The organism is Granulicella rosea (genome assembly GCF_900188085.1).
In the GTDB taxonomy this organism is placed as follows: domain Bacteria; phylum Acidobacteriota; class Terriglobia; order Terriglobales; family Acidobacteriaceae; genus Edaphobacter; species Edaphobacter rosea.
Genome location: NZ_FZOU01000009.1, coordinates 1 through 12,791, shown reverse-complemented (window position 1 = coordinate 12,791; position 12,791 = coordinate 1). Strand labels below are relative to the sequence as shown.

The following is a 12,791-nucleotide window of genomic DNA, read 5'->3' as shown; positions in this document are numbered from 1 at the left end:
CCATTTATTCAATTTCAGTATAAACAGAAATTTCAGAAACAACAGTATTCGAGAACACATTCTTCGCTCCAAAAAATAGACCGCGCTACACTGGCGTGAAGGAGATTCGCCCCGACCATGCTGCCTGAAGTCCCCGCCATCCTCAATCTGCTCGAAGGCGGATTTGCTCAGCTCCGCGTCCTCGTCGTCGGCGATCTCATGCTCGACCGCTACATCCTCGGCGAGGTCGAGCGCATCTCGCCCGAGGCGCCGGTGCCGATCATCCGCCACGCCGAGCGCTACGAGCGGCCCGGCGGCGCGGCCAACGTTGCGATGAACCTCGCCGGACTCGGCTGCCAGACCTTCCTCGCCGGGCTGTGGGGCGCGGACGGCGATCAGGCCGTGCTCGCGCAGCTTCTCAAGACCGCCCAGGTCGACACCCTTGGCGTCGTCTCCAGCACCCTGCCGACCACCTCCAAGACCCGCATCATCGGCCGCTCGCAGCAGATTCTGCGGCTCGACATCGAGAGCCGCGAGCTGCCGCCGCAGACCGAATCCACGCAGTTGCAGGAGCGCGCGACCGCCCTGACCGCGAAGATGCACGCCGTCATCCTCTCCGACTACGCCAAGGGCGCGCTAACCGACGAGATCTGCGAGGCCGTCATCCGCGCCGCGCGGCTGGCCGGCATCCCCGTCGTCGTCGATCCGAAGACGCGCTTCTTCAACAAATATTCGGGCGCGACCACCGTCTGCCCGAACCTCGCCGAGTTGTCGGTCGCCACCGGCGTTCCCGCCTGGGATACGCCGAAGCTGCTCGCCGCCGCGCGCGAACTGCTCGCCGAGCACGACTTCGATTACCTCACCGTCACCATGAGCGAGAAGGGCATCCGCATCCTGGCGCCCGAAGGCGAATACCACTCGCCAGCCCGCGCGCGAGAGGTCTTCGACGTCTCAGGCGCGGGCGACACCGCCATCGCGACCATCACCGCGGCGCTGGCCGGCGGTCTGAAGCGAGAGACGGCGGTCGAACTGGCGAACGTCGCCGCCGGCATCGTCGTCGGCAAGGTCGGCACCGTGCCGATCGCCGCGCATGAGCTGGTCGCCGCGCTGACGCGTTCGGCGACGCTTACCTCCGCCGAAAAAATCCTCGACTTCTCCCGCGCCCGCCTGCGCGTGGCGGAGTGGCGCGCCGCCGGCGAGACCATCGTCTTCACCAACGGCTGCTTCGACCTGCTCCACGTCGGCCACATCACCCTGCTTGAAGAGTGCCGCCGCTTCGGCTCGAAGCTCGTGCTGGGCCTCAACACCGATGCGTCGATCAGCCGCCTGAAAGGTCCGAGCCGTCCCATCGTCGGCGAAAACGAGCGCGCCCGCGTGATGGCCGCGCTCGGCAACGTCGACGCCGTCGTGCTCTTCGATCAGGACACGCCGCTCGAACTCATCCGGCTGCTCGAACCGAACGTGCTGGTCAAGGGCGGCGATTACACCGTGGAGTCCGTCGTCGGCCACGAGGACGTCCTGGCCAACGGCGGCCGCGTCGAGATCGTCGCCACGGTCGAGGGCTTCTCCACGACGAACCTCGTCCGCAAGCTATCCGCGCCTACACCTTAGACCTACCGTTCAAGGCGCCGGCCGGAGCGTCACCTTCGCGCTGAAGAGCCTGTAGCCGGAGTACCGGTGCAGCTCTCCGCCGGCGTTCGCCTTCGTCGCCCAGAGAATCTCGGTCTGCGCCGGCATCCACAGCGACAGGTTCGCGCCTTCGATCTTCACCTCGGAGAACTGCGTCCCGGTCCGCATCCGTTGCAGGCCGATGCCTTCGATGGGCGCCTGCAGATCCGTCCGCAGGCGCACGATCTGGCTGGCATCGCGGTCGATCCAGACCACGCCCTGGGTAAAGTATGTACATGATCCGGCGCCGGTCTGAATCTCCGCCGGCAGCGAAACCTTTCCCGGAATCTGCGCGAACGCCACCACCAGCGTCTCCCGCCCGTCGATCTTCTGCCGCCCCAGGAAGCGCAGACGAAGCTGCGGCAGGTTCGCCGGAATGAACATCAGCCACTCCTTGCTGAACCCGATGCCGTGCGGGCTGCCTGCCCTGCTCGAAAGCATCACAGCCTCGTTCGCCTCGTTCGTCCGGGACTCCTCGAGCACATGACCCAGCACCGGGTCCGGCACAGAGGTGACGCGATAGAGAAAGCGGTTCTGCTGCGAGGAGGTGGTCAGCATCTCGTCGAGCGCCTGCTCCAGATCCTGCCCCTCCAGCGCCCGCGAGTTACCGCTCATCTGCTGCGCGCCCGAGCTGCGCGATGCGCCCATCTTCGCCCCGCTCGAACGCTCCGCTTCATTGAGCACGTAGGGCAGCGCGACGGTCCTCTGGCTCAACTGCTCCTGGGCCAGCAGGTTCGGAACATGCGCCAGCATCCCGCCCAGCACCGTGCTCGTCTGTCGCAGGATCGCGTCCGCGTCGCCGTCCTCGGCGGGCTTCAGCCCATGCAGCTCCACAAGCTCCTTCTTCATCTGGCCCGCGGAGAGATGCAGATACGCCGCCGCCGCGCCGTCCGGCGGAACCCCACAGACGTCGGGCGTCTGCCCCAGCAGAGGCGCAACCACGCACGCCAGCAAAGCAACCGAAAGTCGAGCCACACAACGCATGCCAGAACTATAACTCCGGCGGCATGACCGTGCATTTGATTCCGGCTCAACCAATGCAGGCGATCACTTTTCCGGCCTTATCCGGCCACGCGGGCGAAGGCGTACGGACCCTCGGGAATCACCGCGATGCGCGCATCCGCGGGCAGCCCGGCGAGCAGATCGTCGACCGCTTCCTCCGCCGTGGCGAAGCTCTGCGCCGCCAATCCGCCAAGCTGCGCGGGCGTCGTGCCCGGCGCGTAGAACGACACTGGGTGCTTGCGCGCCACCAGCGCCAGCCGCTCCAACTGCCATTGATCCGGAACGACCGGGGTGTCGGCAATCGAGTCCAGGAAGCTCTGCGCGCCCTCATACCCGGCGACCATCTCGGCGAACTCGGGCGAGCCGATACCCTCCGCGCACTCCGAGACGACGAGAATCTTTCCTCCGGGTTTCAGGATGTGCTGCACCGCCGTGACGCCCTTGATCGTCTGGTAGAAGGTCAGGTCCAGCGGATAGCCCGCCGCGCTCGTGATCGCCGCGTCGACATACTCGGGCAGATACTCCAGCGACGAGCCGCGCAGGAAGTTCACGCCCGCGTGGTGCGCCTGCTCCGGCGCGCCCGCGAAGATGCCCGAGATCTCACGCGTCTGGGTGAGCGTCACGTCCAGCATGAAGTCGTGCCGCGCCATCCGCGCCACTTCGAGCAGCTCCGCGTGCAGCGGATTGTCCTCGTACGAGCCCTCGGTCGCCAGCGCCTCGCGCATGAAGCGCGGCGAGTGGATGACCTTGATCGTCTCCTGCGCGGCGAGGCCTGGCGCGATCAGCTTGCGTCCGCCCGAGAAGCCGAGCATCAGATGCTGCTCGATAAACCCCAGCGTGATGTGCAGATCGGCATCGAGAAACGGCCGCTCGATCCAGACCGGCGTACCGCGCTTCGTATCGCCGACATAGCGGTGGGCGGCCTTGTTCTTCGCATCGTGATTCAGGATCGGATAAGCCGCCGCGATCTCCGGCCCGAGGATGATGTCGAGTTCGGCCCGCGTGGCCTCGCGATGCAGACCCGTCGCGATGCAGATCGTGATGTCCTCATGCCGCATCCCGGCGGCGTGCAGACGCCTGAGCAACGGCGGCAGCGTGACGCGGTTCGGCGCGGGCCGCGTAATGTCGCAGACCGAGATCGCCGCCGTCCTCTTGCCCCGAGCCAGCTCGGCCAGCGATGCGCAGCCGATTGGAGCATCGAGCGCCGCCGCGAGAGCCGCGTCCACATCCGCAATGGCTGCGGCCGAGTGCGCGTGCAACACCTCGTACCGAGGTCCTTCGGGCAAGTCCAGCGTCAAACCCGTCCTGCCAAACGCAACATCCGTCTTCATCGCGACTCCTGGGGTCTATATTAACTGGTCTCCATCGCGCGGTCGGCGAGATAGATACTGACACCGCTGTCTGCCATTGGGTATGATCTCCGAGGCCACCGACATTGGCCTTCAGCGGAAGCACAGATTTCGAGAAAACGGTTACTATACTTACGCGGGCCCCTATCGCCCTGACAAAGGACTCCAGCTCAACATGCGCATCGTCGCCGGCATCGACTTCGGAACCCTCAGCACACGCGCCACCCTGCTCGACAGCACGAAGGGCCGCCTCGGCACCGCCTCCGCCAGCTATCCGCTGCACCGCAAGCGCGAGGACCCCGACTACGCCACACAGTCGCACGCCGACCATATGACCGCGCTCGCAGCCGCCATGCGCCAGGTGCTCGCCGAGACGGGCATCTCCGGCGATCAGGTTGAGGCCATCGCGCTCGACACGACCGGCTCCTCCGTCATCCCGGTCGACGCGAAGATGCAGCCGCTCGACGACTACTATCTCTGGTGCGACCACCGCGCGCTACACGAGGCGCAGGAGATCACCGGGCTGGCCCATGCGGAGAAGCTCGAAGCCATCGAGTGGTGCGGCGGCGTCTACTCGCACGAGTGGGGCTTCGCCAAGCTGCTGCACTGGCTGCGCCACAACCCAACCAGGCGCGAGCACTTCGCCAGCGCGTTCGAGCACTGCGACATGGTCGCCGCGACGCTGGCCGGCATCACGAATCCGGCCGAGGTCAAGCGCAGCGTCTGCGCGCTCGGCCATAAGTGGCTTTGGAATCAGAAGTGGGGCGGCTTCCCGCCGCAGGCGTTTCTTTCGAAGCTCGACCCCCTCTTCGACGGCGTGCGCGAGAAGCTGGCGGGCGAGGTGCTGACCTCGGACCATCTCGCCGGCCGCCTCTCGCCGGAATGGGCGGAGAAGCTCGGCCTGCGCGCCGGCATCCCGATCCCGGTCGGCGCCTTCGACGCGCACTGGGACGCGATCGGCGCGGGCTGCCGCACGGGCGATGTGGTCAACGTCGTCGGCACGAGCACCTGCATCATCGCCATGCAGCCCGAAACCGTGCTCATCCCCGGCGTCTGCGGCGTCGTCCCCGGCTCTGTCCACCCTGGCTACACTGGCGTCGAGGCAGGACTTTCGGCCGTCGGCGACATCTTCGAAGCCATCGCGAAACGCGCCGGCACGGATGTCAAAACACTCTCGGCAGGCCTCGACGACTACCGCGCCGGCCAGACCGGGCTGTTGCGGCTGACCTGGGACAACGGCGACCGCACGGTCCTCGTGAAATCCGAGCTGGGCGGCATCACCCTCGGCTGGAACCTGCTGACGACCGCGCAGGACGAGCTCTTCGCCGCCATCGAAGGCACCGCCTTCCACACGCGCATCATCCTCGACCGGCTGGCCGAGTATGGCGTGCCGATCGAACGCATCATCAACGCGGGCGGCATACCGCAGCACAACGCGCGGCTGAACCAGGTCTACGCCGACGTGCTGAACAAGGAGGTCGTGGTGCCGGACTCGATCCCGACCAGCATCGGCTCGGGCATCTTCGCGCAGCTCGCCGCAGGCATCTTCACGACGATCGAAGAGGCGCAGGCGGCGATGTGTCCGAAGCACAAGAGCTTCCAGCCCAACCCCGCCGCAGCCGCGGTCTACGAGGAGCTGTACCGGCTCTATCGGCAGGTCTACTTCGCCTTCGGAGACGAGACAGCCACGCCTGCGGGTCTCGCCACGATCCTCAAGACCCTTCGCGAGGTTGCCGCGAAGGCCCGTCAGACCTCTTGATTTTTGCCATCCTTCGCGCAGCGGAGGATCTGCTTTTGCACTTGCCGTTGCCTGTCCTTTTGTTTGTCATTCCCGAAGGGAATCTGCTTTTCGTTTCAAGCTCACGGAGAAATAAATGCTTTTAGAACAACTCCGCAAAGACGTCCTCGAAGCCAACCTCGAACTGGTCAAACGCGGCCTGGTCCTCTACACCTTCGGCAACGCATCGGGCGTCGATCGCGAGCAGGGCCTCGTCGTCATCAAGCCCTCGGGCGTCGACTACGACGATCTGCGGCCGGAGCACATGGTCGTCACCGACCTGCACGGCAAGATCGTCGAAGGCAACCTGAACCCGTCCTCCGACCTCGACACCCACACGCTGCTCTACCGCGAGTTTCCGACGATCGGCGCGGTGGTCCACACACACTCGGAGTTCGCGACCAGCTTCGCGCAGGCCGGCCTGCCGATTCCCGCCTTTGGCACCACGCACGCGGACTACTTCTACGGCCCCGTGCCCGTGACCGCGCCGCTGACCGACGAGGCCATCGGCGGCCGCTACGTCCACGAGACCGGTCTGGCCATCGTCGAGCGCTTCCGCAATCCCGAGGTCATCGACCCGCTTGCCGTGCCCGCCTGCCTGGTGAATGGCCACGCGCCCTTCGTCTGGGGCCGGACCGCGCACGATGCCGCGCACAACGCCGTCGTGCTCGAAGCTGTCGCGCGCATGGCCTATCGGACGATCGGTCTGCGCGCCAACGCCGACTGCGTCTCGCAGGCGCTGCTGGACCGCCATTACTTCCGCAAGCACGGCGCAAACGCCACGTACGGGCAGAAGTAGCTATTGCATTTCGTTCCGGGTGGACTAGTCTAAAGGGAGATGAAATTCACCCGGAGGGAGCGCCATGCAGACCATCGATATTCAGGAAGTCCCGGCCGATCTCTCCGAGCTGATCGAGAAGGCAGCCAAGGGCGAACCGTTCATCATCGCCAGGGCAGGCAAGCCGATGGTGCAGGTCAGCCCTGTGGATCTGGAAGCCAAAATCGTGAGCAGCGGGTTTGGGTTTTTGAAGGGCCAGCTCGGCACCCACAACTTCGATCCAGACTTTGTAGATCACGAAATCATCGCGATGTTCGAGGGTGAAGACGAGGGATGAGATATCTGCTCGATACTCATCTCCTAATCTGGTGGGCATCCGGAGATGCACGTTGTCCCCAATTTGTTCGGGCGCTCATCGCCGACAAGACCGATGATGTACTCTTCAGCACGGTGAGCGTCTGGGAGACCGCGATCAAATTCAATCTTGGCCGGTCGGACTTTGAATTCCATCCTCGTGTGCTGCGTGACGGTCTTCTTGAAAAGAACTTTCGCGAGATACAGATTCGTGTCGAGCACACCCTCGGCGTGGTCGGTCTGCCCATGATCCACCGCGATCCCTTCGACCGTCTGCTGGTAGCACAGGCTCGCGTCGAAGAGATCACGCTGCTTACCGTCGACCCCAAGGTCGCTCAGTACCCCGGCCCCATCCGTCTGGTCTGATCGCTACCGCCCAGCAGCCACCGGCGCCGTCGGCCTGGCCGGTCGCACGAACGCCGCACCGGACATCACCACCGGCTGCTCGGCCTTCGCCGCCGAACGCAGCACCGCCGGCTTCATCAGGCCGCGCGGCGAGGCCTGCACGGTTGTCATCAGCTCCAGCACCGTACCCAGCTTCGGCTCGCCAGCCTTCGGGTCCGGCTTGCGCTCGACCTTCTGGAGCAACGCCATGTAGATCGCCTGCACCCGGTCTTCGGGCAGCTTCAGCTCATTGGAAAAGCTGTCTTCGAGCTCCGCCGGCAGGCAGCCCGCGCCACACTCCGCCTGGAAGATGCGGTACAGCTCGCGCGCCATCACCACATCCAGCGCGTGCTCGCGCGCCTTGTCGACGAAGCGGTGCAGCGTCAGCTCGCGTCTCGGCGGCGGGCCTTTGCGCTTCTTCGCGGGCATCGACCGGATCACCGCCGCGATGACCATATAGACCAGCAGCGCAGCGACCGCGAGGCCGACATACGGCGCCGCCGTGGCGATGCCGTTGCCCACAGCGTCCGTCTGGCCCTGGGTCTGCGCGTAGATGCCATTGAAGTAGCCATCGAGCGTTGTCTGCAGCCCGGCCCAGTTGAAGATGTAGGCCAGGAAGCACGTGCCTCCCACGGCCACAATCAGCAGGCCGGTGTACGACTTCGGACCGTCGGGCGCGTCAGCCGGATCGTGCGCGCGGCTGGCCTTCACGTCCACGGGTGCGAACTTCGGCGCCACCAGCGTCGGCTTGCGCGCCAGCTTTCTGCGCTCCGGCGTCATGATCGGGGCGGCGCTCACAGGCGCACCGTCGGGGCACTCAAGGCAAAGCGGGAGATCAAAGCAGCCATGGGGAGAAACTCGCTTCTCGGAATTTAGACGTCGCAGCAGGGAACAATCCCAGCCTATGTCGGACGACCCACCCTCGCCATGCCACTTTAGCCGCACATCAACGCAGTTGTTTTTCTTTCTCCGACAGCCGTACGGGATGCACCACGGGCGAGGCCGCAGCGACCGGCCGAATGACCGACTGCCCAACCGACCGGCGCGGGCTGTCCTGCACAACCGTCATCATCTCGAGCAGCGTCTCCATCGCCGGTCTGGCCTTGGCCGGGTCGGCCTTGCGATCGGTCATCAGCAGGAGCGTGTCGTAGAGGTCGTCCCGCTGCAGCTCGGAGAGCCGCAGGTCGCCGCCGAGACGGTCGGTCAGACCTGCCCGCATTCTGCCGCGGCAGAGCGGCTCCATCAGCTTGTATGCCTCGCGCGCCACCTTGATGCTGATGTCGTGCTTCTGAGCATCGGCACAGAAATCGTGCAGGCTGACCTCCTGCCTGCGCGAGAGTCGAAGGCTCTGCGAGAGAGAACCCGCGCCGCGAAACAGCGTGCGCAACACCACGAGCCCGATCACCCCGGCCAGCACGTAGCCGACGATCGGCAGGACGGCGTCGAAGCCCGTCTGCACCTCGCCCGTATGCGTCTGCGAGCCCCGATAAAGATCGTTGAAGAAGCCGTCGAGCGTGGTCTGTACGCCCTGGTAGTTGAAGATGTACGCGACAAACAAGATGCCGCCGCCCGCGACGAAGAGCGCGCCGAGATGCGAGCCGCCCTTCTTGCGGCCGGTCACTGGATCGAGCCTGCGGCCATGAGCATTGTCCGAGTCCTCGGGCACAAAGCGCGTCGGCCGACGGAGAGAATTTCGCGGAGCATGTTTACGATGCGGGTGGCTCACAGGCGCACCGCCGCGCCCGGCAGGGCAACACCAGAAAAGACGACTGACATGGATGAACATCCAGAATGAATTTTTGGAGGGGCCGGGGGACGGAGAAAATCTTACCCAATTCGTACCAAAATAGCCACGCAAATTGAGATCTACCGCACCGCCGCATCGACGCCACAAGACGGATGTTGCATCGCAGGTCTACACAGGACGCCTTATGGTCCGACCACTTCCTCTCTGTCTCCTGCTTGCCTGCCTCCTCTCGGTGACGGCGGTTCGCGCGCAGGATGCGCGCATCGTCGTCGCGCCGCGCGATGCCGTCCGTGTTGCGCGCCCACTTCGGGGTGTCGATCAGCACGCCCCACGCGGTGAAGCCATGCACATGCTATGGCGATGCAAACGCGGTCTTCTATCAGTGCGAGATACGTTCGACCGAGCATGCCGCCGGCGGCTACCTGAGCGCGCAGGGCAGGTACGCGCCCACCCAGCGGAGCGCCTTCGTCTTCAGCCGCTGCAGACTCACCGCAGTCCCCGGCCAGACGAATGTCTACCTTGGCAGGCCGTGGCGTCCCTATGCTTCGGTCGTCTTTCTGAATACCGAGATGGGCGCGCATATCGTGCCCGCGGGCTGGCGAGAGTGGCATCCTGGAGATACAAAGTATCTCGACACAGCCTTTTATGCGGAGTATCGGTCGACCGGCCCGGGCGCCACACCCTCGGCTCGCGATCCACATACTCACCAACTTACTCCCGCTGAGGCGGCGAAATACGAACCTATGTCCTTTTTAGCCGGGCCCGATCACTGGAAGCCGGAATAACTCCGGCTTTATCTTTAATTCCAGACGGGAAGGTAAGTGGAAGATGAGGGGCCGAGCTATCCAGCCCGGCCTCTTATCGCCCCGAACGACTTACTGACCCATCTTCGGCAGCTCCATCAACATCTGCCCATTGCCTGCCTGCACCGTGGGTAACTGGCCGTTCCAGCGTTCGATCAGCGCCTTCTGGTTCTCGATCTTACGCAGTTCGAGTAACTGCGGCGTAAGACTTGTCTGACGAATCTTATTTGCCTCAGCCTCACCCTGCGCGCGAGTAACCTCGGCCTTGGCGTTGCCCTCGGCCTCGGCGACGGTCTTGGCCGCCTCCGCCTGCGTCTTCGCCAGTTCGTTGCGGGCGCGCTCCGCATCTTGAATCGCCTGCGCCTTGCTCGTGATGGCCGATGCAATCACCGTCGGGACACGCGGCGCGCCGATGAATCCAAACTGCTGCACGCCTACACCGACGGGGTCCAGCTTGCTTTGGATCAGCGCCTGCACTTTAGAGAGAAACTCCGTCTTCTGCTCGCCGTAGATCTGTTCAACCGAGTAAGTCGAAGCGACCTCGTTCAACGAGTTACGCACAATATCGCGCAGAATTCCGTGCGTGAATACATCCAGGTCGCTGACACGGTACTTCACATAAAAATCCGGCACGCGGCGGGGCTCGATGGCGTAACTCAGACTTACATCCGAATAGATCTCCATACCCTCTTTCGAGTTGAAGCTCATCTCCTCGTTACTCGCACGGCCTTCGTTCATATCGCGCGTCCACTTCACCGTCTGCACGTAGGTCGGGAATTCAATAATCTGCGAGCGCAGCGGGCTATAAAAGACCCAGCCGGTGCGAATCGGAATCTCCGACGCGCCACGTTGCGAGCCGCTGAGCACGACCTCCACACCCACCATGCCCGCGCCGATCCGGGTGAGCGAAGCGATATAGTTGAAGAAGATCGCCGCGCCAATCACCAGCACGACCAGAGCCGCACCCATACCGACAAGCGAACGAACCATCTTCGTCTGGCCGTCGAACTTACTCGCATCGAAGTGACGTCCACTTTTATTGCCATCGTTATTGAGAGAATCGAACATCGCCATACAGCCTCCTCGGCAGAAACCGACACAGTAATCCATCGAGCTGAGCGCAGGCAAACCCACCGGCGCGCAGCGGGGCGGCTCGGCGCAGAGTAACTGCCGAGCCGGTCCAGCAAAAAATTGTCAACCTATTATTTCGAGCGTTCCAACTTCAGAGCCGCGCTCATGTCGCACGCTTCCAGATCCCGCGAAAGGCCAGGAAACCGCCGACGGCAGTCAGCAACAGAAGGCCGATGCCCTCACGGACAGCCACATCGCTCGGCAGATTGAGAAGGTGAAAGGCGGTCACCATGCCCTCGAACAGCAGCATGAGCACCAGCAGGGAGATCAGCGACTTAAGCGCAACGTACACAGGTCCTCGGCCATTCTTCCTCGGCCCAACAACCATCTTTTATTATACAACCGACTACCTGCGCATGCGTGGAATTGCGACGCGGGCTTTATGATCGTGAGACCGCACGCGCACAGGAGAGTCTTTTGCAGGAAACCACCAACGGCCAGGCAGACAGCCCAAAGGCAGCCGAAGACCTGGCGCCGCTCTGCGTCGACCTCGACGGCACGCTCGTCAAGTCCGACACCCTCGTCGACGCCGTGCTCGTGCTCGCCCGGCAGGACTTTCGTCACGTCCTGCGCATCCCCGGCTGGATCGCCCAGGGCAAGGCGTCGTTCAAGCGCCACGTCAACGAGGCGGTCAAGCTGAACGTCGCCGCGCTGCCTTACAACCGCGAACTGCTGGAATACCTCTACCACCAGCATGCGGAAGGCCGCGAACTCTACCTGGCCACGGCCGCCGACCGCGTCATGGCGGAACGCGTCGCCGCACACCTCGACATCTTCGCCGGGGTCTTCGCGTCGGACGGCGCGGTGAACCTCGCCGGCAAGAACAAGCTCGCCGCCTTCCGCGAGCGCTTCGGCGACCGATTCAGTTACGTCGGCAACGCCAGCCCGGACATCCCGCTGCTGACCGCGTGCCTGGACCCGATGGTCGCCAACCCGACCGCCGGCCTGCGCGCCGGGCTGAAGTCCGCGAAGGTCACGCCCGTCCGCAGCTTCATGGACACCAGCTCGCCGATCAAGGCGTGGCTGAAGGCCATCCGGCTGCACCAGTGGGCGAAGAACGTCCTCATCTTCGCGCCGCTCATCCTGGCGCATAGCTGGTTTGCCGGGTCCATCGTGGCGTCGCTGATCGCCTTCGTCAGCTTCGGCCTCTGCGCGTCGGCAACCTACATCGTCAACGATCTGCTGGATCTCGAGGCCGACCGTCAGCACGCGCGCAAGCGGAACCGCCCCTTCGCCGCAGGCAATCTTTCGGCGATCTCCGGTGTGATGGTCGTGGCGCTGTTTCTCGCCATCTCCGCCGGACTCGCCCTGCTGTTGCCGGTGGCCGCGGCGCGGCTGGGCCAGCCCCTGATCGAGCCCATGGGCTTCTTCGGCTGGCTGATCCTCTACGCCTTCGTCACCTCGGCCTACTCGTTCCTGCTCAAGCGCGTGGTCATGGTCGACGTCATCGTGCTGGCGGGTCTGTATACGATCCGCATCATCGCCGGCGCGGCCGCGACGGGGATTCCCATCTCGCCGTGGCTGGGCGGCTTCAGCATCTTCTTCTTTCTTTCGCTGGCCTTCGTCAAACGCTTCGCGGAGCTTGAAAGCCTGCACAGCCGAGGCCTCGCGCCGGCCAACGGACGCGGCTACCTGGTCGCGGACATCGAGCAGTTGCGGTCCTTCGGCACGTCGGCCGGATACGCCTCGGTCGTCGTGCTCACGCTCTATATCTCGGCGGTCGACGTGCGACTCTACCATCACGGCGTGCGTCTCTGGCTGCTGCTGCCGGTCATGCTGCTGTGGCTGAGCCAGCTCTGGCTGCTGGCCTCGCGCGGCG

Annotated in this window: 13 protein-coding genes; 7 read left to right on the top strand and 6 right to left on the bottom strand. The window is 64.3% G+C overall.

Annotation, left to right across the window (positions count from 1 at the left end; genetic code table 11):
* The first annotated feature begins 117 nt into the window (after positions 1 to 117).
* Positions 118 to 1,590, top strand: a complete 1,473-nt coding sequence (gene rfaE1 / locus CHB87_RS18825) for a D-glycero-beta-D-manno-heptose-7-phosphate kinase (RefSeq protein WP_089409999.1) — start codon at positions 118 to 120, stop codon at positions 1,588 to 1,590.
* Between the two features lie 9 nt (positions 1,591 to 1,599).
* Here the strand turns inward: rfaE1 and CHB87_RS18820 are convergent, their stop codons facing one another.
* Complete coding sequence (locus tag CHB87_RS18820; RefSeq protein ID WP_142988432.1) at positions 1,600 to 2,622, bottom strand: hypothetical protein; 1,023 nt, start codon at positions 2,620 to 2,622, stop codon at positions 1,600 to 1,602.
* A gap of 86 nt (positions 2,623 to 2,708) precedes the next feature.
* The gene (locus CHB87_RS18815; protein ID WP_089409997.1) at positions 2,709 to 3,980 is read right to left on the bottom strand and encodes a nickel-dependent lactate racemase family protein; all 1,272 of its coding nucleotides are present in this window, start codon (positions 3,978 to 3,980) and stop codon (positions 2,709 to 2,711) included.
* A 193-nt stretch (positions 3,981 to 4,173) separates the two neighbouring features.
* Between CHB87_RS18815 and CHB87_RS18810 the strand changes: the two genes are divergently transcribed.
* The 4 genes from CHB87_RS18810 (at position 4,174) to CHB87_RS18795 (ending at position 7,273) form a co-directional block, all read left to right on the top strand.
* Positions 4,174 to 5,757, top strand: coding sequence for a ribulokinase (locus CHB87_RS18810; protein ID WP_089410078.1), 1,584 nt, complete (start codon positions 4,174 to 4,176; stop codon positions 5,755 to 5,757).
* Between the two features lie 115 nt (positions 5,758 to 5,872).
* A complete protein-coding gene (locus tag CHB87_RS18805) occupies positions 5,873 to 6,574 on the top strand; it encodes an L-ribulose-5-phosphate 4-epimerase (protein WP_089409996.1) in 702 nt (233 codons plus the stop codon).
* A gap of 64 nt (positions 6,575 to 6,638) precedes the next feature.
* Positions 6,639 to 6,890: a type II toxin-antitoxin system Phd/YefM family antitoxin gene (locus CHB87_RS18800; RefSeq protein ID WP_089409995.1), complete on the top strand. Its 252-nt coding sequence runs from the start codon at positions 6,639 to 6,641 to the stop codon at positions 6,888 to 6,890.
* The gene (locus tag CHB87_RS18795) at positions 6,887 to 7,273 is read left to right on the top strand and encodes a type II toxin-antitoxin system VapC family toxin (protein WP_089409994.1); all 387 of its coding nucleotides are present in this window, start codon (positions 6,887 to 6,889) and stop codon (positions 7,271 to 7,273) included. Before CHB87_RS18800 ends, CHB87_RS18795 begins: the two co-directional genes overlap by 4 nt.
* A 3-nt stretch (positions 7,274 to 7,276) precedes the next feature.
* On the opposite strand, the gene CHB87_RS18790 is transcribed toward CHB87_RS18795, so the two are convergent.
* Positions 7,277 to 8,089 (bottom strand): hypothetical protein, encoded by an 813-nt coding sequence (locus CHB87_RS18790; RefSeq protein WP_089409993.1) that lies wholly within the window; start codon positions 8,087 to 8,089, stop codon positions 7,277 to 7,279.
* Positions 8,090 to 8,237: 148 nt separating this feature from the next.
* The gene (locus tag CHB87_RS18785; RefSeq protein WP_142988431.1) at positions 8,238 to 8,957 is read right to left on the bottom strand and encodes a hypothetical protein; all 720 of its coding nucleotides are present in this window, start codon (positions 8,955 to 8,957) and stop codon (positions 8,238 to 8,240) included.
* A gap of 362 nt (positions 8,958 to 9,319) precedes the next feature.
* Here CHB87_RS18785 and CHB87_RS18780 point away from each other — a divergent pair, with 362 nt between their 5' ends.
* Positions 9,320 to 9,823, top strand: a complete 504-nt coding sequence (locus CHB87_RS18780; protein WP_176441859.1) for a pectinesterase family protein — start codon at positions 9,320 to 9,322, stop codon at positions 9,821 to 9,823.
* Positions 9,824 to 9,913: 90 nt separating this feature from the next.
* On the opposite strand, the gene CHB87_RS18775 is transcribed toward CHB87_RS18780, so the two are convergent.
* Together CHB87_RS18775 and CHB87_RS18770 are read right to left on the bottom strand one after the other, a co-directional pair.
* The gene (locus tag CHB87_RS18775; RefSeq protein WP_245818088.1) at positions 9,914 to 10,909 is read right to left on the bottom strand and encodes an SPFH domain-containing protein; all 996 of its coding nucleotides are present in this window, start codon (positions 10,907 to 10,909) and stop codon (positions 9,914 to 9,916) included.
* A 166-nt stretch (positions 10,910 to 11,075) separates the two neighbouring features.
* Positions 11,076 to 11,264, bottom strand: coding sequence for a hypothetical protein (locus tag CHB87_RS18770; protein WP_089409989.1), 189 nt, complete (start codon positions 11,262 to 11,264; stop codon positions 11,076 to 11,078).
* 125 nt (positions 11,265 to 11,389) lie between these two features.
* Here CHB87_RS18770 and CHB87_RS18765 point away from each other — a divergent pair.
* The coding region (locus tag CHB87_RS18765; protein ID WP_089409988.1) for a UbiA family prenyltransferase at positions 11,390 to 12,791 on the top strand (1,402 nt) is incomplete at its 3' end.

What these genes read in the sequence shown, in the direction of transcription:
- rfaE1 (WP_089409999.1), top strand. Translation starts at nt 118, where the DNA reads ATGCTGCCTGAAGTCCCCGCCATCCTCAATCTGCTCGAAGGCGGATTT.
- CHB87_RS18815 (WP_089409997.1), bottom strand. Translation starts at nt 3,980, where the DNA reads ATGAAGACGGATGTTGCGTTTGGCAGGACGGGTTTGACGCTGGACTTG.
- CHB87_RS18810 (WP_089410078.1), top strand. Translation starts at nt 4,174, where the DNA reads ATGCGCATCGTCGCCGGCATCGACTTCGGAACCCTCAGCACACGCGCC.
- CHB87_RS18805 (WP_089409996.1), top strand. Translation starts at nt 5,873, where the DNA reads ATGCTTTTAGAACAACTCCGCAAAGACGTCCTCGAAGCCAACCTCGAA.
- CHB87_RS18800 (WP_089409995.1), top strand. Translation starts at nt 6,639, where the DNA reads ATGCAGACCATCGATATTCAGGAAGTCCCGGCCGATCTCTCCGAGCTG.
- CHB87_RS18795 (WP_089409994.1), top strand. Translation starts at nt 6,887, where the DNA reads ATGAGATATCTGCTCGATACTCATCTCCTAATCTGGTGGGCATCCGGA.
- CHB87_RS18780 (WP_176441859.1), top strand. Translation starts at nt 9,320, where the DNA reads ATGCCGTCCGTGTTGCGCGCCCACTTCGGGGTGTCGATCAGCACGCCC.
- CHB87_RS18775 (WP_245818088.1), bottom strand. Translation starts at nt 10,909, where the DNA reads ATGTTCGATTCTCTCAATAACGATGGCAATAAAAGTGGACGTCACTTC.